Origin of the sequence: Pseudoramibacter faecis (genome assembly GCF_036289405.1) — a bacterium.
GTDB lineage: Bacteria > Bacillota > Clostridia > Eubacteriales > Eubacteriaceae > Pseudoramibacter > Pseudoramibacter faecis.
Map to the genome: position 1 here is coordinate 281,996 of NZ_JAYFFI010000001.1, position 19,987 is coordinate 301,982.

Here is a 19,987-nt window from a genome sequence, read left to right on the forward strand (position 1 = left end):
TTATCCGCGCCGCCACGGCCGAGCGCTGCCGTCCCAGCCCTTCTCGTGCCAATAGGCAAGGTCGGCCGCATTCCAGCCGCGCCTTTGCAAAAACCGCATCAGGTTAAAAAACGCTTTGGTTTTCATCCCCGGATGCAGATGCTTTTGGTCGCGCTTGATCCTTTGGGCCAGCCGGGTGATCTCGCCTTCGATTTTGGTCTTGCGCCTGCCGTCGATCTCGGTCCATTTCGTCGCCCGCACGTTCAGGCCCCGGCGATAGGTTTTCGCCACGCCCAAAAAAACGTGCTGTGAGCCATATCCTGCAGGGTGCTTTTCGTGCCGGATCCCGCCGCCGTGGCAATGCACACCGCCTGCTTGCCAAACATCGCAGCCTCGGGCCGGTGCACCATCCACCGCCAGCCGTAATGGTCCAAAAAGGCCTTCATCGCGCCGGTCGCATGGTAGACATAAACCGGGCTCGCGAGGATGATCACATCCGCCGCATCCATCGCCGCCGTGATCGGAGCGAGTTTCTCGTAGTGCGGGCACAGCGTCTCCGACCGCATAAAGCACGCCGTGCACCCGGTGCAAAAATCGCCGAAATCCCGGGGCAGAAAAAATTCGGTTATCGTGCCGGCCTCTCCCGCTAATTTTTCGGCCAGCCGCCTTGCGATATGATAGGTCGAGCCGTGATGGCTCTGGCCGTGAATCAGTGCAATTTTCAAATTGTCCACCTTCTTTTTATTTTGCCGCATCCGGCCAAGCAAAAAGCCCCGCCTGTGCAGGGCTTTGATTCGTCAGACTTTTAAATCCACCTCGGATAAATCGATGGCGTCCGCGTTGGCCGCCAGCACCGGCTGAACTTCCTCCGCAAGAAAATCGGCGACCTGCTGGGGCGCCCGGCCGATATAAAGCGCCGGATCCAGGATGCCTGGAATTTCCTCCGCGGTGATCCCAAAGGAACCGTCCGCCACGATGCGTTCCATCAAATCGTTGGGCTTGCCCTCTTCTTTCACGGCGGCCCCGGCCTGCATCGAGAGCACGCGGATCTTTTCGTGCAGATCCTGACGGTCGCCCCCGCGCTTGACCCCTTCCATGATAATGTTTTCCGTCGCCATGAAGGGCAGCTCGTTCATGATGTGCTGGCGGATCACCTTGGGATAGACCACCAGCCCGCCGGTCACATTGTTGGCGATGCCGATGATGGCATCCACCGCGAGAAACGCTTCCGGAATGGCGATGCGCTTGTTGGCCGAGTCGTCCAGCGTGCGTTCAAACCATTGGTTCGCCTGGGTGACGGCCGGGTTGAGGCTGTCCACCATCACGTAGCGCGCCAGCGAACAAATGCGCTCGCTGCGCATCGGGTTGCGTTTGTAGGCCATAGCACTCGAGCCGATCTGGGTCTTCTCGAAAGGCTCTTCCACTTCCTTCAGATGCTGCAGCAGCCGGATATCCGTCGCAAACTTGGACAGGCTTTGGGCGATGCCGGAGAGCACCGCCAGCACCCGGGCGTCAAATTTGCGCGGATAGGTCTGCCCGGTCACGGCATACGTTTTGTCAAAGCCCATCTTCTTGGCCACCAGAACATCGAGCTGTTTGACCTTATCCGCGTCGTTGTCGAACAAATCCATGAAGCTCGCCTGGGTGCCGGTGGTGCCCTTGGCGCCGCGCAGCCGCACGGTCCCGATCAAATATTCCAGATCCGCGTAGTCCATCAAAAGATCCTGCAGCCAAAGGGTCGCCCGTTTGCCCACCGTCGTCAGCTGGGCCGGCTGGAAATGGGTGAAGCCCAGTGTCGGCAGCGCTTGATAGGTATCGGCAAACCGTGCCAGCCTGGCGATGAGGTTCACCAAAATCCTGCGGATGTGCCTTAACCCCTCGCGGTATTGGATGATGTCGGTATTGTCCCCCACATAGGCCGAGGTCGCCCCGAGATGGATGATGCCCCGGGCGCCCGGGCATTGGTCGCCATAGGTGTGCACATGGGCCATCACGTCGTGGCGCAGCTTCTTTTCGTATTTCGCGGCCAGCTCATAGTCGATGTCGTCCACTTTGGATTTTAATTCGGCAATCTGCTCGTCGCTGATGCGAAGGCCCAGCTCCTGCTCGGTCTCGGCCAGGGCCACCCAGAGGCGCCGCCAGGTCGAAAATTTGTTGTCGGCCGAAAAAATACGGCCGATTTTCTCGGATGCATAACGTTCAATCAGCGGATTTTCGTAAGTTGCTTTCATCATCGCTCCTTAAAATCAAAAATCAGTTCAACGTGCCGAAAATGCGATCCCCCGCATCCCCGAGCCCCGGAACAATGTATTTATGCGCGTCCAGATGGCTGTCGACGGCGCAGCAGTAAATCGGCACATCCGGATATTTGTCCGACAGGCGCGCGAGACCTTCCGGCGCCGTGAGAATCGCCGCCACCACAATATCTTCGCAGCCCTGCCGGTGCAGCAGATCGACGGTGTAATCGATCGAGCCGCCGGTGGCCAGCATCGGATCGATGATGATGCACTTGTGCCGGTGGATATCGCTGGGGAATTTCTGATAATAGGCGATAGGCGCGTGGGTCGTTTCATCCCGCTGGACGCCGACGTTCAGAATCTGCACGTCCGGATACACATCGGTAAAGCCGGAAACCATGCCGATGCCCGCCCGCAGAATCGGAACAATCGCCAAAGGCTGCTGCAAGTCGATGCGCTTTTGCAGCGTGTGGCACAGCGGGGTTTCGATTTCAACCGTTTTGGTCGGCAGGGTCGCCCCGATTTCATACGCGATAAAACCGCTGATTTCCTTCACAATTTCCCGGAATTTGCGATTGCCGGTCTTGGCCATGCGCAGCACGGTCAGCCGGTCAGTCACCAGCGGATTGGTGATGACGTGAACGTTCTCCGGAAGGGTGAAAGTTCTGCCGGAATCATCTGAATTTGCCATAAACGCCTCCATTTTGAATTCATTTTTTAATTATTATACTCGGGATGTCGGCCGCATTGCAACTTTATTTTCTGCAGCCAAACCCATTCAAAAACGTTTCGATGCGGTCAAAGCCCTTGTCGATGGTCGCACGGTCCACCGTATAGGCAAAGCGCACAAAGCCGTCGGCGCCGAACGCCTCCCCGGGAATCGTCACCACCTGCTTCGCCTCGAGCAGCTGCATCGAAAAATCATTGGCCGTATCAAAGGGATAGGCCGGGTCGGCCAGCAGCGGCCGCACGTCCACAAAAATATAAAAGGTGGCATCCGGCGGCAGGTAAGAAAGTCCCAGCGCATCCAGCCGGGCCGTCATGGTTTTGCGGCGCGCCGCGTACTCGGCGATCATCGGCGCGATCTTTCCCGCCTGCCCCCGCAGCGCCGCAATCCCGGCATGCTGGGAGATGGTGGACGGATGGGAGATGGTGTGCCCCTGGATTTTGTTCATCCCGGCGGCGATCCAGGCCGGTGCCGCCGCCCAGCCCAGCCGCCAGCCGGTCATCGCGAAGGTTTTGCTGAAGCCGTTAACAACGATCGTCCGCGCTTTAATCGCCTCGCCCAGCGCGGCGATGCTCACCGCCGCCACGTCAGGATCATACACAAAGGCTTCATAAATCTCGTCGGAAATCACCACGAGATCCGCCGCCACAATCACCTCCGCCAGCGCTGTCAGCTCCTCCTTGCGGTACACCTGTCCGGTGGGGTTCACCGGCGTGTTGAGCATCATGACCTTGGTGCGCGGCGTTACCGCTGCCATAATCTCCCTGGCCGTCATTTTAAAGCCATTTGCCGGATCGGTGTCCACAATCACCGGGACGCCCCCGGCAAGCTTAACCATCTCGGTGTAGCTCACCCAATAGGGCCGGGGCATGATGACCTCATCCCCCGGATCGAGCAGGGTCTGCAGGCTCACCGCCAGCGCGCTCTTCGCGCCGCTGGTCACCACGATGTCGGCCGGCGTATAATGCAGATGATTTTCCCCCTCGAGCTTGTCGCAGATGGCTTCCCGCAAGGCGTAGACCCCGGCCACCGCATCGTATTTGGTATAGCCCGCGTCGATGGCGGTCTTGGCCCCGTCCTTGATATAAGCAGGAGTGTCAAAATCCGGCTCGCCAGTGCCAAAGCGCACCACGTCCGCGCCGGCGGCGGTCAGCGCCGCAGTCTTTTCGGCCAGGGCCAACGTCAGCGAATCGCTGCAGTGGTCAATCTTTTCGGAACATTTTAATCGGGTGGTCATGCTTTCGCCTTTCTTTCGTCGTCTTCATCATCATAAATTTCGTAAATGCGCTCGATGCGGCTGGCCCGGCCGGTGCCCGGGTCCACGTCGATCACCACACCGCCGAGCTGCCAAGGTTTTTCCTTCTCGACTTCGTAGCGCGCCGGCATTTTGGTGGTCATCTGGTGGAGAATAATGTCTTTTTTCACGCCGATCACCCCGTTCAGCGGGCCGGTCATGCCCAGATCGGTAATCGTGGCCGTGCCGCCGGGCAAAATCCGCGCGTCCACCGTCTGCACATGGGTGTGGGTGCCGACCACCGCGCTCGCCTTTCCGTCGAGGTAATAGCCCATGGCAATTTTTTCACTGGTAGTCTCCGCGTGAAAATCCACCAGAAAAATATCGCTGTTCGCCCGAATCTCGGCCATCGCGGCATCAATGACCGCAAAGGGCGAGTCCAGCGCCTCCATAAAGGTCTGTCCCGACGCGTTGAGCACACAGGCCCGCGCCCCGTCCCAATCGTAAAAGGCGTAGCCCCGGCCGGGCGCATCCTTCGGATAATTCAGCGGCCGCACAATCTGCGGATAGCCGCCGATATAATCCGCGGTCTCCCGCTGCTTCCACACGTGGTTGCCCATAGTCAGCACGTCGATGTCCAGGGCGAGCAGCTGCTTGGCGTTTTTTTCTGTCAGGCCGTTGCCGCCGGAGGCGTTCTCGCCGTTCACTACAACGCGGTCCGCCCGAAAACGTTCCTTCAAATCGGCCAGATGCTCGCGAAGAACCGTGCGGCCCGGCCGCCCCACCACATCGCCGATCATCATAATTCTCATGCTCTTCTCCTCGTCTTATCAAAAAAGGAAGGGTCTCCCCTTCCTCGTTGCAATTTATTTGGCGTAATCCACCGCGCGGATTTCCCGGATCAGGTTGACCTTGACGTTGCCGGGATATTCCATTTCAGACTCGATCTTCTTGGCGATGTCCTTGGCCAAAAGATTCATCCCTTCGTCGTTGACATCTTCCGGCTTCACCATGACCCGCACCTCGCGGCCGGCCTGAATGGCAAAGGACTTCTCGACGCCTTCGAAGGAGGTCGCGATCTTTTCGAGGTCCTGAAGCCGCTGCACATAAGAGCCCAGGGTTTCTCTGCGGGCGCCCGGTCTTGCCGCCGAGATGGCGTCGGCCGCCTGCACCAGCACGGCTTCGATGGTTTGGGCCTCCACGTCGCCGTGGTGTGCTTCCACCGCGTGAATCACGGCCTTGCTTTCTTTATGCTTTTTCAGCACGTTCACGCCGATTTCCACGTGATTGCCTTCGACTTCGTGGTCGATGGATTTGCCGATGTCGTGGAGCAGGCCGGCACGCTTGGCGATTTTCACGTTGGCGTCGAGCTCCGCAGCCATCATGCCCGCGAGATAGGACACTTCGACGGAATGCCTGAGCACGTTCTGGCCGTAGCTGGTTCGGAATTTGAGCCGGCCCAGCAGCCTGACGATTTCCGGGTGCACGTTGTGAATCCCGGTGTCAAAGCAGGCCTGTTCGCCCATTTCTTTAATCTGGGCATCCAATTCCTTGCGGCATTTGTTTACGACTTCTTCGATGCGAGCCGGGTGGATGCGACCGTCGACAATCAGCCGTTCAAGCGCCATGCGGGCCACTTCCCGGCGAATCGGGTCAAAGCCGGAGAGCACCACCGCTTCCGGCGTATCGTCGATGATCAAATCGATCCCCGTCATCTTTTCGAGGGCGCGGATGTTGCGGCCCTCCCGGCCGATGATGCGCCCCTTCATTTCGTCGCTGGGCAGATTGACGACGGAAACCGTCGATTCCGCCACGTGATCCGCCGCGTAACGCTGGATGGACTGGGCGACAATTTCGTTGGCCTTTTTATTGGCGTCGGCTTTGGCCTCATCCTCGATGCGCTTGGCGAGAACCGCCGCGTCGGCCCGGGCTTCCCGGCTGACCTCTTCCATCAGCACATCCCTGGCTTCATCCCGGGACATGCCGGCCACTCGTTCGAGCTCCGCCATTTTTTCGTCCATCATGCCGGCGAGCTTTTTTTGCTTCTGATCGAGCTCTTTGCCGCGCCGGTCGAGCTTTTCCCGGCTTTTGTCCAGACTGGCGTTTTTCCGATCCAGATTTTCCTCTTTTTTCATCAGGCGATTTTCCATTTTCTGGAGCTCGCTGCGACGTTCGCGATTCTCCGCTTCGTGGGTTTCCTTGATTTGAATCGCTTCTTCTTTCGCATTGAACAGCATTTCTTTTTTCTGGGTTTCGCCTTCTCTAACCGCGTCTTCGACAATGCGCTTGGCCTCAGCCTCTGCTGAGCCGAGCTTGGCCTCCGACGTCATTTTTCGAATCATATAACCGGCGATCAGGGCAATCACAATGCCGACCGCCAGAATGATATTCACTATCATTGGTCGATGCCACCTCCTGTATTAAATTTTGTGTTGATTTATGCATTGATTTTTTTTACACAACTTCTGTTTTATTTTACCCTTAAATATTGCAAAGGTCAATAAAAGCAGCGACGCCGGCGAAAACTTTTCCATATGTTTTGCGCGCGGGCAGACCGCGGTTTTCGGCCGATGAGCCGTCGGGCATATCGGCATCCGGCCGGCACTCGGCGCGCGCTTTGTGCGTCGCCGGCGGGTGAAGTTCTTTTCTTAAACGGTCATTTTTTCTGCATTCATTTTTCTTGGATCATCCCGGCGCCGCTTGCAAACGGCCGAGGCTTCTGATAGAATGATCAGCGTTTTAACCGGCGGTTTCTGCGCCGCTGCCTACGACCCTCATGATTTCACACCCCTTTCGAAAGAAGATGATTGCCCATGTTGTTTCAGCGCTTCGCCGCGCGTATCCGGCAAAACGAACACGCGCTCGGCATCGTTTATATTGTCGCTTCTGCTTTCTGTTTTTCACTGATGAGCTTTTTCATCCGCCGCGCCGGCAATCTGCCCACCATGCAGAAGGCCTTTTTCCGCAATTTCGTCGCCTTGCTCGTGGCCACGGTCATGCTTTTGCGCACCCCGGAAAAATTTCACATGCAAAAGGGCAGCGGTTCTGGTCTTTTATTGCGTTCGTTTTTCGGCACCTGCGGCCTAATCGCCAATTTCTACGCCATCGACCGGCTCGGCCTCGCCGATGCGAATGTTCTCAACAAGATGGCGCCGTTCTTCGCCATCCTCGCCTCGGCCTTCATCCTGAACGAGAAGCCCAACCGCATCGAAGTGCTTTCGGTGATCGTCGCCTTTGCGGGCGCCCTTTTCGTGGTCAAGCCCACTGCGGGTCTGGCGAGCCTGCCGGCTTTAATCGGGCTTTTCGGCGGCTTCGGCGCCGGCACGGCCTACACCTTTGTGCGCAAGCTTGGCATGCACGGCGAGCGCGGCCCGATGATCGTCTTTTGCTTTTCGGCCTTTTCGGTGCTGATGTGCACCCCGATAATCGTTTTTCACTATGTGCCCATGACTCCGGGGCAGCTGGTCACGCTGCTGATCGGCGGAATCGCGGCGGCCGGCGGCCAGCTGACCGTCACCGCGGCCTACACCCACGCACCGGCTCGGGAAATCTCGGTTTTTGACTATGCTCAGGTGCTCTTCGCCGCTCTTTGGGGCTTTCTCTTCTTTGGGGAAGTCTCCGACGGTTACAGCATTATCGGCTACGTGCTGATCATCGGCACCGCTGTCGCCAAATGGCTTATCACCGTCCATTTGGCGCCGCGAAAAAAAGCACAGCAAAAAACGGCGTAACCGTTCGAGGCTTCGGCCCTTTTTTGTTACGCCGCCCAATGGAGGCTTACCATGTCTTTGTTATCCCAATGCGCGGCGGGCTATACCGCCCTGGCTGCCCAGAATCACCAGGTGGCCCTCGCCGCTGTGAACACGATCGTCTTTCTCGCGGGATTCGTCGGCTTCGGGCTGCTGATCCGCCTCGTCGCCGACGGCCTCACGGCGCTCCTCGGTCTGGCCATCGGCCGCGGGCCGGCTTATACCGTCCGCAACGTCATCACCTATCCGGGCGTCGTCCACCACGAGCTGGCCCACGCCCTGTTCGCCTGGATCACCGGCGCCCGCATCGAGCGCATCACCCTGCGCCCCGCCGGCGACACGCTGGGCTCCGTGCAATTCACGCCCCGGGGCGCCGCGCTTCGCCAATCGCTGCAGCTCACTCTGTCGGCCGTTGCACCGGTGGTCTGCGGCACATTAACGCTCACACTCTTGATGCCGCGGCTGCTCCCCTGGTGCCAAACGCTTTGGCAGCGCGCGCTCTGGGGCTATTTTACCGCGTCGGTCTTCTTTCACATGGATTTAAGCCCCCAGGATGTCCGCGTCGCGCTGCGGGGGCTGCCGCTTTGTGCGCTTTTGTTTTTTCTCATCACACTGGCGCTGCTGCTTTTCGGTATCAACGATCTGACGCTGATCCTTTCGGCGCTTCGGACAGGCTTTTAAGCAGGGCGTAAAAATCCGGCGCCGCCCGGTCGAGACGCACCGGCCGCCTCTCGGCGTCCACAAAACAATGCTCCGTCTCCCCGGCGAATATCCGGTGGCCGTCCTCCGCTTTCACCACGTCATAGCGCAGCCAGAAACGCAGACCCTTCAGCCGCGACAGCCGAACAGTGATCGCCACCTCGTCGGGGAAGGTCGTGCTCTCTTTGTATTCCCCGCTTAGCGCCAGCACCGGCGCGTCAAGTCCCGCCGCCGTCAGCCGGTCATAAGGCCAGCCCAGCTGGGCCAGCCAGTCGATGCGGGCTTCCTCCAGCCAGCGCACATAATTCGCGTGGTGGGTGATGCCCATGCCGTCCGTTTCGTAATAATGCACCCGCCGGCGGTAGGGTTTCATTTCGCTTCCCGTCCTCATGCTTTCACCGCCAAATGCTGACGGCTGCTGTAGCCCGCCTTTTGAAATTCGGAGAACAGCAGCTCGACCTGCGCCAATCGGATCTCCAGCAGATACAGGGGCGTCGGCAGTGCTTTAAACGCCGCCTCGCCGATGCCTCGCGCGGCGCAAAGGGTTCGATAGGTCGGCGACTCCGGATCGATCACCGATGCCGTCCCCGCAATCTGCACGCTGGCAAGCCTGCCCATGCCGGCATAGGGCTCGTACACCGCCGCTGCCACCCTGGCATTGCGCGCCAGGCCATCAAATTTATGACCGCCTTCTGTAAAAATATAAATCCTACCTTCATACCAAAGGTATTCAAGCAGCGTGCACCGAAGCCGATCGCCGCTTCCCGTGGCCAGCGCCAGCGTTTGATGCGCCGCTAAAAACGCGTCCAATTTCGCCTCGAGCTCAGCTCGGGGCATTTTTTGTTCCAGCGGCTCCGCCGCGGCTTTTTCATCCCAAAAACGGGCTGCCCTTTCAAAATCCATCTCACACCTCTTCCTCAAATGCTTCAAATCGGTGGGTTTCCACCGCAAAACGCTGCAAAAACAATTGATCGCCGCCGTCGGCGCGCTCGTCATCCGCCTCGTACCCGGGGATGCCGGCCCGGGCCTTCGCGGCCGCCACCTGCTCTGACGCCGTGGCAATGTCTCCCGTCCCCGGCAGCACCCATCCCCGGCGCAGTCCCTTTTCCGCCACCAGCCCGTCGTGCGCCGGGTCCAGCACGAAGGGGTCGTCCACATCTTCCGGCGCGCCAAACACGCTGACCGTCACCGCGAGCAGCGGCAATTCCCGACTTTCCACCGGAAAAAACCGCGGATCCTCACGCACCGCCGCGATGGCCTGGCGTGTGATCTCTTCCGCTAAGGTGGGCGCCGTGGGGCGCAGGGCACCGGCTTCCCCGCGCAGCTCGCCGTCTTTATCGACGCGGACCATCACACCGGCCATCTCCGTCAGCAGTCGCTTTTGGGCCCCGCCCGGCGCCAGGGTCTTCAGATACGCCGATGCATCCAGCTGTCTTCCTTCCCGCACCCAGACCTCGATGGCCGCCATCGCCAGGGACACAAAGGGATCCCCCGCTTGAAGCAGCCGCCGATGCCGCTCGGCCGCCGACTGTTCATAGCGATGCAGCAAACTTTCACAGGTCGAATCCGACGTCCTCAAGTCGTAATCGATCCAACCACTGAACTGCACCCGGGCGCTGGCCGTTTCCCGGGAGAAGACCGCGGTCTTTGTGCGAATGCCGTCCAGCGCACCCAGGGCCGCCACCCAGGCCGTCAGCCCCGAGACCTTGTGCTCATAGGCCCGGCGCGGCTGCCTGAGCAGGGCATAGAAATCCTGCGCCGCCACCGCATCGGTCAATTGCTCGGCCAGCGCCAGGCCGCCGCGATCGTCTTTGAGCTGCAGCGGGGTACACACCAGGATCACCGTATCCCGCGCCATCGTCTCGACGGCCCGGCGCAAGGCGCACCCCAGCTGACATTGGGTGTAAAGGCCCGCGTTCCCCACTTCCGCCGCCGCCAGACGATAATCCGGATAAGCCCGGTCGACCGCCGCGAGCACCGCCGCCATCGACCTGGGCAGCGTCGGATCAAGTTGCCAGCGCTTTACCGCCGTGTCATTTAAATACAAAGGTTCGCAGGCCAATGCGCTCAGGCAGTCCCGCCAGGCATCCATCAACGCGAGGTCGCTTCGCCTGGCCGGCCCTTCCGCATCCGCTGCCGTCAGCTTCGGGCGGTAATAAATCGTCAGCGCGCCGCCGGCGCCCCCCGCCGAAAGACACACGATGGTCTTCGGCCGAATCCGCGCGATCTGCCGCGCCAACGCTCTCAGTCCCTGCTGACCGGTTTTACCGCCGCTGACAGCCGTCAGCCCCACACCCTTTAAATACATCACATTCTCCTGTCGATTTTTATGCAAGCATTTGCTTTTTTATGCTACACTGAAATAAATAAACAAATCCCGCGGATTCTGTTTTCCGTTCGTCCTTTACGCTTATTATACACAAGATGCGCCCATTTTAAAACGATGGCCGCGCACCCCGAAAGGAGTTTCCCATGTCTGAAATGCTCTCTCATTATTTTTGTGCCCAGGATGCAAAAGCCGCCCTGTCCGACACCTCAACGCTCAAGGCCGCGATCGCCGCCCATCCGGATGCCTATAACCTCGGCGCCCAGGGGCCGGACTTTTTCTTTTACGATCTGCTGCCCGTGCCGGGGCGCCACAATTTTCACATCAAATACGGCAGCCTGATTCACGGCAACGCCGTCGACGCGTTCTTCACCACCGGATGGCGTGCCTGCCAGGCGCTGACCGGACATGCCCGGGAAACCGCCGCGGCGTATCTCGCCGGCTTCACCGTGCATCACTGCCTCGACAGCCAGGCTCATCCTTTTATTTATTACCACACCGGCCAGTATCAGCATGACAAGGCCACGCGCATTTTCGCCTATCTGCACAAATATTTTGAAGTGCTCCTCGACACGGCCTATCTGCAAAACGAATACCAGATGCTCGCCGTCGACTGCGACTTTAAAAAGTGTTTTGCCGCGACCCGGGAAACGCTGGCCGTGCTTGAGCCCCTCGTCATCCGCATCATGCGCAAGACCTTCGGCGCCCCGCTCCATCCCGGCGACGTGACGCTGGCCGTTCGCGGTGCGTGCGCCGTGGCGTCCCTCCTCGCAGATCCGAATGATCGCAAGAAAAAATGCCTGCGCCCCATCGAGCACCTCGTCCGCGAGGACCTGGCGCTTTCCCGCGCGCTCTATCCCCAGTACACCAACGAGCCGCTGGTGCTCAACCTCGCCCATGATCCCTGGCACCATCCGGTCACCGGAGAGGTCCGCAGCGAAAGCTACGTCGATTTGATGCACCGCGCCAAAAAGCGCGCCGTCGCCCGCTTCGAAAAGCTCGAAGCCATCGCCGCCGGGGATGCGCCCGTCGCCGCCGAGTCCATCCACAAGCTTTACGGCAACGCGTCCTACCTCACCGGCCTCGACCTCGATACGGATCAGACCATGCAGTATTTCGATATTATCTTCCTGAAGCACGCGCATCTGCTGAACGGGTTTTAAACTGCCGAATCCCGATGCGCCGCGTTTTAATTGAACGGAGGTCAAATCATGCAACAAATTTATCTTGCCGGCGGCTGTTTCTGGGGCGTCCAGAAGTTCTTCGATCAGTTTGACGGGGTGATCGCCACCGAAGCGGGCTATGCCAACGGCCCGAACGCCGCCCCCGGTTATCGGGAGGTCTGCGCGGGAAGCGGACACGCCGAAACGGTGCGCGTCAGCTATGATCCGCAGAAGATCAGCCTGACCTCCCTGCTGACCGACTATTTTAAAATCATCGACCCGCTAGCCGTGAACCGGCAGGGGGCCGACGTCGGCGTGCAGTACCGCACCGGCATCTACACTGCCGACCCTGAGCAGTTGCCCGAGATCCGGGCCGTGCTGGCCCGCGAGGAACAAAAGGCCGGCGCGCCGCTGGCCGTGGAGGTGCGCCCGCTGGAAAATTTCTTCCCCGCCGAGGCCGCCCATCAAAAATACCTGGAGAAAAACCCGAACGGCTACTGCCATATCCCCCGCGCCTTGTTTCGCCTCGGCAAAGAAAAACAAAACAAAAAACAGGAGGAAAGCGAGGCCGCCCTGCGGGCGCGCATCGGCGATCTGGCCTTTGACGTCACCCAAAATGCCGCCACCGAACCGCCCTTTACCGGCACTTACGACGATTTTTTTGAGCCGGGGCTTTACGTGGATGTGGTGAGCGGAGAACCTCTGTTCACCTCGCTGGATAAATACGATGCCGGCTGCGGCTGGCCGGCCTTCAGCCGCCCCATCACCCAGAACGCCGTCACCGAGCAAAAGGATACAAGCCACGGCCTGACGCGCACCGAAGTGCGCAGCCGCGGCGCCGATTCCCACCTGGGCCATGTGTTTAGCGACGGACCGCCGGCTTCTGGCGGGCTGCGCTACTGCATCAACGCCGCCGCCCTGCGCTTTGTTCCCTACGATGCGCTGGACGCCGAGGGTTACGGCACCTATAAAAAATGGTTTGAAGAGACGTGAGGCCGCCATCGTCCCGACTATTCACAAGACGGCCGATGCTTCCCTGTCGTGGCCCATCCAACCAAAAATCCCCCGGAAGGTTTTATCGCCTCCGGGGGATTTTTGCGTCTGTTGTCACTTCATTCTTATTCATTGCGCTCGTCGATGACCCGAGCCGTCTTTTTAGCGGAGCGAGGCAGCGAACCGATGCGTCCGGCCCGGGGTTTCACCGAGATGCCGATCATCGAGCGGAATTTTCCCGCCACGGCGGCCTCCGCCGCAGAAAGGCTCGCGCCGTCCTCCACTTCAAAGCGCAGATGCACCGTGTCGTGGCCGGCCTCGTTGGTGATGCGCACCTGATATTCCGAGCTCACCCCGGGCACCGTCTTGAGCAAATCCTCCACCTGCCGGGGATACATGTTCACCGCCTTCACCTTGAACATATCGTCGGTGCGTCCGAGGATCCGGTCGTGCCGCGGGAAGGGCGAGCCGCAGGGGCAGGGCCCGGGGATCAACCGGCTGATGTCGTGGGTGCGGTAACGCAAAAGCGGCGCGCCCTCCTTGCGCATCGTGGTGATCACCACCTCGCCGTATTCCCCGTCGGGGACGGGTTTTAAGGTGTCCGGATCAATGATTTCCATATAAATAAAATCGTCCCAATAGTGCAGGCCCACATGGTGATCGCAGTCGATGGAGATGCCCGGGCCATAGACCTCCGTCAAACCGTACACATCGTAAATCTCGATGCCCAGATCCGCTTTGATACGGCCGCGCATCTTGTCACCCCAGCGCTCGCTGCCGATGATGCCCTTCTTCAGCGCAATTTTGTCCCGCAGACCGCGCCGGCCGATTTCCTCGCCCAAAAGCAACGCATAAGACGAGGTGCTGGCCAGCACCGTCGTTTGCAGGTCCACCATCATCTTGAGCTGCTTCTCGGTGTTGCCTGGCCCCATGGGCACCACCATGGCGCCGAATTTTTCGGCCCCGGCCTGAAAGCCGATGCCCGCCGTCCACAGGCCGTAGCCCGGCGTGATCTGGATGCGGTCCCTCGGGGTCATCCCCATCATCTGATAGCATCGGGCGAACATCGTCGCCCAGTCGGCCACGTCCTTCGCCGTATAGGGAATGATCACCGGATCGCCCGTCGTTCCCGACGACGAGTGAATGCGCACGATCTGTTCGTCGGGCACCGCCTGAAGTCCCAAAGGATAAACCTTGCGCAGATCATCCTTCTCGCTAAAGGGCAGGGCTTCAAAATCGGCCATGGTTTTCACATCTCCGACCGCGACGCCGTGTTCTTCAAATATTTTCTGATAAAAGGGGCTGCACTCGGCCACCCGCTGCACGCAATCGATCAATTGCCGGATCGGTTTTGCTCTCATCAAAATCTCCTTTGTTTCGCTTTTTCGTCCATCAAAAAAACAGGCCCTGCCCATGGGACAAAAGCCTGACCTCTGCGGTACCACCCAAATTAACGCGCACGCGTTCCCTCGTTTTTGCGTGGTAACGGGCATTGCCGGCGCCGCCTACTGCCGGCATGCCGGGTTCGGGCCGCGTTCTCAGGGCCATTCGCCTGCGGGGGCTGCGCCGGCTTTCACCTGTCCCGGCTCGCTGAGGCACCCCCTTCGCGGGCTACTCTTCCTGATCATCACTTTTGGTTCGGCCCCAGCCTATCACGCTTGACCGTGAAAGTCAAGCGGCGATTCTTTGCGGATGAGCCCTCTCCCGAGTGCGCCGGCGCTCATTGCACATTCAAAGATCATGCGTCGGCCGAAAACGTAAATATCGATGGCCAACACGCCTGTCTACCATCCGATTCTCATGCTCTTATGACTGCATCATCGCGTCGAAAATGAATGCCGCGGGAGCGCAGCCCCATGCCGCAAAGCTTACTGTATGCCTCTTTTCGTGTCCAGATCCGTGTGAATGTCAGCGCGTCATCAACAATCATCTCATCTTCAGCCGTCGAAAAAACCGCGCGCTATGGACTGGCCGTCGGTGATTTTTTCAATATCCACACCGTTATTGCCGTTGCCAAAGTTGAAGACCGCGTATCTGCCGCTGTGAGACATACTAAACGCCTGAGCGCTGCGATTCGCATATAAATTTCCAAATGACGATTTTTTCAAAGACACATAATCCGTATCCGCTACATCGAAGAAATGCTTTATCAACACCCCTGCACAAAGGCCGCGTTTTTTATCCGCCTGATTTTTGAATTGCTCAATCTGTCCTTTATGCGCTGCCCATAATCCGAAATCCGGCGAAGCCTGCATGCCGTTTAAAAATAACGCCTCGGCAGAAAACGCGTTCGTGCAAAGGACCATACTAAAGAGGTGCCTTCACTTTATCTGTCTCTCAAGATCTTGTTTGTCGCCGTTTTGGGAAAAGGTGTCTCTCTGATAATATGCCGACAAAGCAGGCGGCTGAGCGGAAGCGTCAAATTCAGCTCGCGAATACATTTTTCAATCATGGCGGAGGCAGTGGCGCTGTCAAATGCCGGCGCCGGATAAATCTCTGCGGTCAGTTGATTATTCTGGCTGAACACAATGACTTCCTCAACCGCGTCACATGCCATCAGGCCGTTTTCATAATGTTCCGGCGAAATATTGACGCCGTTATCCATAATGATCAGGTTCTTTTTTCTCCCCGTCAGATATAGAAATCCGTCCGAATCCACATATCCAAGATCGCCGGTTTTAAACCATCCGTCAGGCGACAAAGCCTCTGCATTGGCTTTGTCGTCCTTATAATACCCTTTCATGACGTTTGGCCCTTTAATCCAGATTTCGTTGTTTTCAATGCGAATCTGTTCACCGCAGATAATTTTCCCGACCGAATACTTCTTAACATCTGCAATCGCGTTGGTGGCAATTTGCGGCGCGCATTCCGTCATGCCATAACCCACTCGAATTGTCACACCCATTTCTGAAAATATATCGATATAATCGGGTGGCAGATGAGCCCCGCCACAGACAATCTGTCTAAGATTTCCTCCTGTAACCAGATGCATGGCTTCTTTTTCAGAGACGCCCTTTTTCCTGGCCGTACTGGCGATCCAAAGCCGCAGCATTTTAACAATAATCGGCACGCAGGCAATGTGGGTGGGTTGCGCAAGAGCCAGATGCTCTGTCAAATGGGCAATCGTATCATTCAGATACAGGTTGCAGTGCAGATATAACGGAATCAGAAGTTCCACGACACATCCATACGCATGATAAAAAGGCAGCATGGAGAACATCGTCGCATTATACCATCGAAACTGACAATCTTCGCTGACGATGGCGGTGTTTGAAATCAAATTGCGATGTGTGAGCATGACTGCTTTGGGTTCACCGGAGGTGCCGGATGTAAAAAAAATACTGCACACATCCGCCTCTTCCGGCCTCTCAAAAATATTGGCGTCGCATCCATCAGCGATCGGGCTGCCTTTTTCAAAATCCGCCATGCACATCTTGAATTTAAACACATATCCCTGTTCCGCCATCGTCTGGATTTTTTCGATTGCTGTGCTGTCATAAATAACCGCATCGACATCCGCCTTGCGAAAAAGCTTTTGAAGATACGATGCGGGCAGAGTAGGATCTGTCAGCACGGTCACATTCTTTGTCATAGCCACCGCAAGATAGGCAACACACCAGCCAAAGGTTTTTTCTCCAACGAGGGCAATATGATGTCCGTTGCCGCAGGCGGCGATCCGTGCGGCATTTTTCTGTACCAGCTGTGCAAACTCGGCTGACGTGTGTAGCATACGTCGGCCTGAGCGCAGCTCTACAATTTTATGTTCCTGTCCGCAGGCTTTCGATTGTTCTGCAGCGAACCTTGCCAATTCGCCAACTATTTTAATTTTTTCACTCATCATTCTTTTCCTTATGTGCGGCGGAAGCACCGCCTGCAATCAGTGGTGTGATTTCATCTGGTCAGTCGCGATCGCGAATGATATCCTGCATCGGAATCCGGTTCACTCTTCTGCGCAAGCAAAGCTGAATGACCCCATAAATCACAAGCATGAACAGAAGGATCTCAATCTGTGTTGACAGGGCAAGATATTCCGGAATATGAACGTCGACGCCGGAAACCAGAAACGGGAAGATCCGTTTGACCACAAATGTTCCAATCCAAAGTGACAAAATCAGGGATACGATCACGGTTGCCGCGGCACTACCGAAATAGATCTGATGAATCTCATGTTTGTTGTAACCAAAAATCTTCAGTAAAGATATATCCATGGACGAGCGGTCGATCATCATCTTGAGAACGAGGTAGACCACGATTACAAAGATCAGCATTGCGACAAAATTGATAATCCCGATCATCGTCGCAGTATTATCGAGCTGTGCTTGTGCGGAGTTGATGACATCATCCTTTGTGATGGTATTGATCAGGCGGTTTTTCGGAATCGAAAGCTTCTGTTTTGAAAGGATTGTATTGTAAGCATTCGCATCGAGGTTAAATCGTTTGATCATGGCCGTTCGATCCATATAGGCAGTAAGCGCGCTCTTGTCGCCGGCAATACCAATGATTTTAAATGAATAGCGCTTCCCGCTCAACGAATCGGTCAGTGTTATTTTATCCCCTCGTTGCAGATTGAATTTATCAGCGGCACCCGGCGACAAAACAAGCTCATCCTTCGCCGTTTTCGGGAAGAATTTATAATATGGATGATTGTCCTGGTCTACACCCGAAACGACAACGGATAACGCGGAGTTCTTACCCGCGCTGTATTTCAGGGTTTTAGAAACCATGCGCTGAGTGTCTTTGGGCAAATCATCCGGAAGAGCTGTAACGAAGTACGTATTGTTATACGGCATCCGATCGGCCACGTGATCAATGTAATGTTGAAAGCTGTCATTCAGTGTAAATCCCATGACAAGAAACGATACAGCCAGAAGAATGCCAAAAAACATAATCAAATTCATCGACCGCTCCTTGAAAAACTGCCGGATACGGAAGGTATTAATATCGCCCAGCTTTTCCACGTTCAGAGGGTAATCATGTCCTTTTTCGTTTGGCCCGGCCGACAGCAGGACATTTGGCGATGCTTTCAGCCGTTTCGTGATAACGATAAAATTAACAATAAAGGTGATGGTCAGCGGAATCAATAAAGCATAAAGCATGACATAAAGCGGATAGCCGACTTTGATACTCGGCATGGAATATAGCGCAATCGAATCCGCCGAAAGCAGATCAAAAAAAACCGCATATCCGACCAGGATGCTTAAAACACTACCGATCGCCGTGATCACAAGCGGCAGGATGATATAATGCCTGCGAAGTTCGTTGACGGAAAATCCCGATGCGTAAAAAATCCCAATGACCTTTTTCTCTTTGTCGATCGTATGGGCTGTAAAAGTTGCCAGCACATAGGCCAAAAGAACCGTGAACAAAGCCCCGCAGACAAGCGACGCTTTACTCATCACGCCGCAGTCTTCCTGGTAAGCATTGATCCTGCTGTTGTCGGATCTTTGCGTATACGCTGTCAACGTTACCCCGAGCGCATTCAACTGATCCTTAAACTCGCGCTGCGTCTTCGCACCGTTTAACCTGAAACCGTAACAATAAACCGGTGGTGAACAGTCCTCGTCAAGATGATGGCTGAAATAATCGAAAGCTGCATCATTTAAAAAGGCGACGCTGAATTTCTGATGATCCGCACTGATATCCGAAACATTTTTCTTGACATAAGTATAATCCGGCACGCTGCCAATCCCGGAAATCGTGTAACTTTTCCCCGCCAGGGTTAGTTTGTCGCCAACTTGATAGCCGTTCTGCCTGGCATAATGCTGTTCGAGAACAAGCGCATCCGATGTCGCCGGCAAGCTCCCGGCATCAAGCGTCAGCTGGTCGATATGCTTTCGGATGCGAAACACCCTTAATTGACGATGACGACTGACCTTGACATCCGAATAAACCATTTTTTCGATGGTTATCCCGTCTTCTCTAATTTTGACCATATCGGCTTTGGCAAGCGGGGATAAGGTGGAGAACGAACCGTCTTCCAGCTTCGACGTTTTAAAATGATCTTCTATCGTTCTAACAATGCATTCATTGGATGCGCTGGCGCCCACGACAAAGGCAAAGCCAAAGACGATGAGCAATAAAAGCGCTGTATATCGCAGCCAGTTGGCTCTAAATTCTCTGATAATGCGTCGATTCATTATTTTCATGCTGATGATCCTTCCCGATTACCATTCGATGGCTTTTGCCGGCAGCCGGTTGTCAACCGTATAATCTGCTTTGACCGCACCGTCGCGCAGTTCAATCACCTGGCTGCACATCCGCTTAAAGGCAAGATTGTGGGTGACAAGCAAGATCGTCGTCCCATATGTTTGATTGATTTGTTCCAACAGTTCCAGCAGTTCTTTAGAGTTGTGATAATCCAAAGCACCCGTCGGCTCGTCACACAGCAGAAGACTGGGATTTTTGATCAGTGCCCGCGCGATGGCACAGCGCTGCTGCTGCCCGCCTGAGACCTGATGCGGAAATTTTTTTTCATGTTCGGCAATGCCAAGCTGAACCATTAGCTTCTCAGTGCTTAGCGGTTCTTTTGAAAGATATTTGCAAACCGCGATATTTTCACGAATCGTCAGATTGGAGACCAGATTATAGTATTGGAAAATGAATCCCAGTTTATCCCTTCGGTAGCAAGCAAGCCTTTTATCAGAAAATTCGGCAATATCTTCATTCTCGATCACCAGGCTGCCACTGTCGGCCCGCTCGATACCACCAATCAGATTGAGCAGAGTTGATTTGCCGGATCCACTTGGACCGACAATGCCGCAGATCGCGCCCTTTTCAACTTTTAAAGATACATTTTTTAAAACCTGCGTTCTGTTTTTCTTGTCGCCATAAAATTTACAGACATCTTTTAATTCTAAAAACATCGTATTGCTCCCTTGTT

The 19,987-nt window shown here is 56.2% G+C and carries 20 protein-coding genes and 1 other annotated feature; of the genes, 4 read left to right on the forward strand and 16 right to left on the reverse strand.

Going from position 1 to position 19,987, the window contains the following annotated elements:
* The 7 genes from V3C63_RS11695 to rny all read right to left on the reverse strand — a co-directional run bounded on the left by V3C63_RS11695 (window position 1) and on the right by rny (window position 6,576).
* The gene (locus V3C63_RS11695; protein ID WP_425355313.1) at window positions 1-270 is read right to left on the reverse strand and encodes a hypothetical protein; all 270 of its coding nucleotides are present in this window, start codon (window positions 268-270) and stop codon (window positions 1-3) included.
* Entirely contained in the window at window positions 243-704 is a 462-nt protein-coding gene (locus V3C63_RS01310) for a flavodoxin family protein (RefSeq protein ID WP_425355314.1), read from the reverse strand. Before V3C63_RS01310 ends, V3C63_RS11695 begins: the two co-directional genes overlap by 28 nt.
* Before the next feature lie 72 nt (window positions 705-776).
* Window positions 777-2,210 carry an adenylosuccinate lyase gene (gene purB, locus V3C63_RS01315; RefSeq protein ID WP_329886013.1) on the reverse strand — a complete coding sequence of 478 codons (1,434 nt, stop codon included), beginning with the start codon at window positions 2,208-2,210 and terminating at the stop codon, window positions 777-779.
* Between the two features lie 22 nt (window positions 2,211-2,232).
* Entirely contained in the window at window positions 2,233-2,907 is a 675-nt protein-coding gene (upp, locus tag V3C63_RS01320) for a uracil phosphoribosyltransferase (RefSeq protein WP_329886014.1), read from the reverse strand.
* Window positions 2,908-2,971: 64 nt separating this feature from the next.
* The gene (locus V3C63_RS01325) at window positions 2,972-4,180 is read right to left on the reverse strand and encodes a pyridoxal phosphate-dependent aminotransferase (protein WP_329886015.1); all 1,209 of its coding nucleotides are present in this window, start codon (window positions 4,178-4,180) and stop codon (window positions 2,972-2,974) included.
* Window positions 4,177-4,989, reverse strand: a complete 813-nt coding sequence (locus V3C63_RS01330) for a TIGR00282 family metallophosphoesterase (RefSeq protein ID WP_329886016.1) — start codon at window positions 4,987-4,989, stop codon at window positions 4,177-4,179. Before V3C63_RS01330 ends, V3C63_RS01325 begins: the two co-directional genes overlap by 4 nt.
* 54 nt (window positions 4,990-5,043) lie before the next feature.
* Complete coding sequence (gene rny, locus V3C63_RS01335; protein ID WP_329886017.1) at window positions 5,044-6,576, reverse strand: ribonuclease Y; 1,533 nt, start codon at window positions 6,574-6,576, stop codon at window positions 5,044-5,046.
* 414 nt (window positions 6,577-6,990) lie between these two features.
* Here rny and V3C63_RS01340 point away from each other — a divergent pair, with 414 nt between their 5' ends.
* Both V3C63_RS01340 and V3C63_RS01345 read left to right on the forward strand, forming a co-directional pair.
* Window positions 6,991-7,908: a DMT family transporter gene (locus V3C63_RS01340; RefSeq protein ID WP_329886018.1), complete on the forward strand. Its 918-nt coding sequence runs from the start codon at window positions 6,991-6,993 to the stop codon at window positions 7,906-7,908.
* 51 nt (window positions 7,909-7,959) lie between these two features.
* Window positions 7,960-8,607: a hypothetical protein gene (locus V3C63_RS01345; protein ID WP_329886019.1), complete on the forward strand. Its 648-nt coding sequence runs from the start codon at window positions 7,960-7,962 to the stop codon at window positions 8,605-8,607.
* Here the strand turns inward: V3C63_RS01345 and V3C63_RS01350 are convergent.
* From V3C63_RS01350 to V3C63_RS01360, 3 genes are read right to left on the reverse strand one after another with little or no spacing between them, the layout of a single operon-like run.
* On the reverse strand, window positions 8,561-9,016 hold the full coding sequence (locus tag V3C63_RS01350; RefSeq protein ID WP_329886020.1) for an acyl-CoA thioesterase: 456 nt from the start codon (window positions 9,014-9,016) through the stop codon (window positions 8,561-8,563). The two genes, V3C63_RS01345 and V3C63_RS01350, sit on opposite strands and share 47 nt — an antisense overlap.
* Window positions 9,013-9,528, reverse strand: coding sequence for a pyridoxamine 5'-phosphate oxidase family protein (locus V3C63_RS01355; RefSeq protein ID WP_329886021.1), 516 nt, complete (start codon window positions 9,526-9,528; stop codon window positions 9,013-9,015). Before V3C63_RS01355 ends, V3C63_RS01350 begins: the two co-directional genes overlap by 4 nt.
* 1 nt (window position 9,529) lies before the next feature.
* Complete coding sequence (locus V3C63_RS01360) at window positions 9,530-10,933, reverse strand: AMMECR1 domain-containing protein (protein ID WP_329886022.1); 1,404 nt, start codon at window positions 10,931-10,933, stop codon at window positions 9,530-9,532.
* 164 nt (window positions 10,934-11,097) lie between these two features.
* On the opposite strand from V3C63_RS01360, the gene V3C63_RS01365 reads away from it, so the two are divergent.
* Both V3C63_RS01365 and msrB read left to right on the forward strand, forming a co-directional pair.
* Window positions 11,098-12,114: a hypothetical protein gene (locus tag V3C63_RS01365; protein WP_329886023.1), complete on the forward strand. Its 1,017-nt coding sequence runs from the start codon at window positions 11,098-11,100 to the stop codon at window positions 12,112-12,114.
* Window positions 12,115-12,162: 48 nt separating this feature from the next.
* Window positions 12,163-13,107, forward strand: a complete 945-nt coding sequence (gene msrB / locus V3C63_RS01370; RefSeq protein ID WP_329886024.1) for a peptide-methionine (R)-S-oxide reductase MsrB — start codon at window positions 12,163-12,165, stop codon at window positions 13,105-13,107.
* 125 nt (window positions 13,108-13,232) lie between these two features.
* Here msrB and V3C63_RS01375 read toward each other — a convergent pair whose 3' ends face one another.
* From V3C63_RS01375 to V3C63_RS01395, 6 genes are all read right to left on the reverse strand, one after another.
* On the reverse strand, window positions 13,233-14,468 hold the full coding sequence (locus V3C63_RS01375; RefSeq protein WP_329886025.1) for a phenylacetate--CoA ligase family protein: 1,236 nt from the start codon (window positions 14,466-14,468) through the stop codon (window positions 13,233-13,235).
* A gap of 50 nt (window positions 14,469-14,518) precedes the next feature.
* Window positions 14,519-14,744, reverse strand: a binding site (T-box leader).
* Window positions 14,745-14,905: 161 nt separating this feature from the next.
* Complete coding sequence (locus tag V3C63_RS11700; protein WP_425355325.1) at window positions 14,906-15,004, reverse strand: hypothetical protein; 99 nt, start codon at window positions 15,002-15,004, stop codon at window positions 14,906-14,908.
* Between the two features lie 40 nt (window positions 15,005-15,044).
* Window positions 15,045-15,413 carry a 4'-phosphopantetheinyl transferase family protein gene (locus V3C63_RS11705; protein ID WP_425355315.1) on the reverse strand — a complete coding sequence of 123 codons (369 nt, stop codon included), beginning with the start codon at window positions 15,411-15,413 and terminating at the stop codon, window positions 15,045-15,047.
* 20 nt (window positions 15,414-15,433) lie between these two features.
* The gene (locus tag V3C63_RS01385) at window positions 15,434-16,945 is read right to left on the reverse strand and encodes a class I adenylate-forming enzyme family protein (RefSeq protein WP_329886027.1); all 1,512 of its coding nucleotides are present in this window, start codon (window positions 16,943-16,945) and stop codon (window positions 15,434-15,436) included.
* A gap of 61 nt (window positions 16,946-17,006) precedes the next feature.
* Window positions 17,007-19,253, reverse strand: coding sequence for an ABC transporter permease (locus V3C63_RS01390; RefSeq protein WP_329886028.1), 2,247 nt, complete (start codon window positions 19,251-19,253; stop codon window positions 17,007-17,009).
* 18 nt (window positions 19,254-19,271) lie between these two features.
* The gene (locus V3C63_RS01395; protein WP_329886029.1) at window positions 19,272-19,970 is read right to left on the reverse strand and encodes an ABC transporter ATP-binding protein; all 699 of its coding nucleotides are present in this window, start codon (window positions 19,968-19,970) and stop codon (window positions 19,272-19,274) included.
* Window positions 19,971-19,987: the final 17 nt, after the last annotated feature.

Bases quoted from the DNA above. Each gene is read 5' to 3' on its own strand.
- purB (WP_329886013.1), bottom strand. From the start codon at position 2,210: ATGAAAGCAACTTACGAAAATCCGCTGATTGAACGTTATGCATCCGAG.
- upp (WP_329886014.1), bottom strand. From the start codon at position 2,907: ATGGCAAATTCAGATGATTCCGGCAGAACTTTCACCCTTCCGGAGAAC.
- V3C63_RS01325 (WP_329886015.1), bottom strand. From the start codon at position 4,180: ATGACCACCCGATTAAAATGTTCCGAAAAGATTGACCACTGCAGCGAT.
- V3C63_RS01330 (WP_329886016.1), bottom strand. From the start codon at position 4,989: ATGAGAATTATGATGATCGGCGATGTGGTGGGGCGGCCGGGCCGCACG.
- rny (WP_329886017.1), bottom strand. From the start codon at position 6,576: ATGATAGTGAATATCATTCTGGCGGTCGGCATTGTGATTGCCCTGATC.
- V3C63_RS01340 (WP_329886018.1), top strand. From the start codon at position 6,991: ATGTTGTTTCAGCGCTTCGCCGCGCGTATCCGGCAAAACGAACACGCG.
- V3C63_RS01345 (WP_329886019.1), top strand. From the start codon at position 7,960: ATGTCTTTGTTATCCCAATGCGCGGCGGGCTATACCGCCCTGGCTGCC.
- V3C63_RS01350 (WP_329886020.1), bottom strand. From the start codon at position 9,016: ATGAGGACGGGAAGCGAAATGAAACCCTACCGCCGGCGGGTGCATTAT.
- V3C63_RS01355 (WP_329886021.1), bottom strand. From the start codon at position 9,528: ATGGATTTTGAAAGGGCAGCCCGTTTTTGGGATGAAAAAGCCGCGGCG.
- V3C63_RS01360 (WP_329886022.1), bottom strand. From the start codon at position 10,933: ATGTATTTAAAGGGTGTGGGGCTGACGGCTGTCAGCGGCGGTAAAACC.
- V3C63_RS01365 (WP_329886023.1), top strand. From the start codon at position 11,098: ATGTCTGAAATGCTCTCTCATTATTTTTGTGCCCAGGATGCAAAAGCC.
- msrB (WP_329886024.1), top strand. From the start codon at position 12,163: ATGCAACAAATTTATCTTGCCGGCGGCTGTTTCTGGGGCGTCCAGAAG.
- V3C63_RS01375 (WP_329886025.1), bottom strand. From the start codon at position 14,468: ATGAGAGCAAAACCGATCCGGCAATTGATCGATTGCGTGCAGCGGGTG.
- V3C63_RS11705 (WP_425355315.1), bottom strand. From the start codon at position 15,413: ATGGTCCTTTGCACGAACGCGTTTTCTGCCGAGGCGTTATTTTTAAAC.
- V3C63_RS01385 (WP_329886027.1), bottom strand. From the start codon at position 16,945: ATGAGTGAAAAAATTAAAATAGTTGGCGAATTGGCAAGGTTCGCTGCA.
- V3C63_RS01390 (WP_329886028.1), bottom strand. From the start codon at position 19,253: ATGAAAATAATGAATCGACGCATTATCAGAGAATTTAGAGCCAACTGG.
- V3C63_RS01395 (WP_329886029.1), bottom strand. From the start codon at position 19,970: ATGTTTTTAGAATTAAAAGATGTCTGTAAATTTTATGGCGACAAGAAA.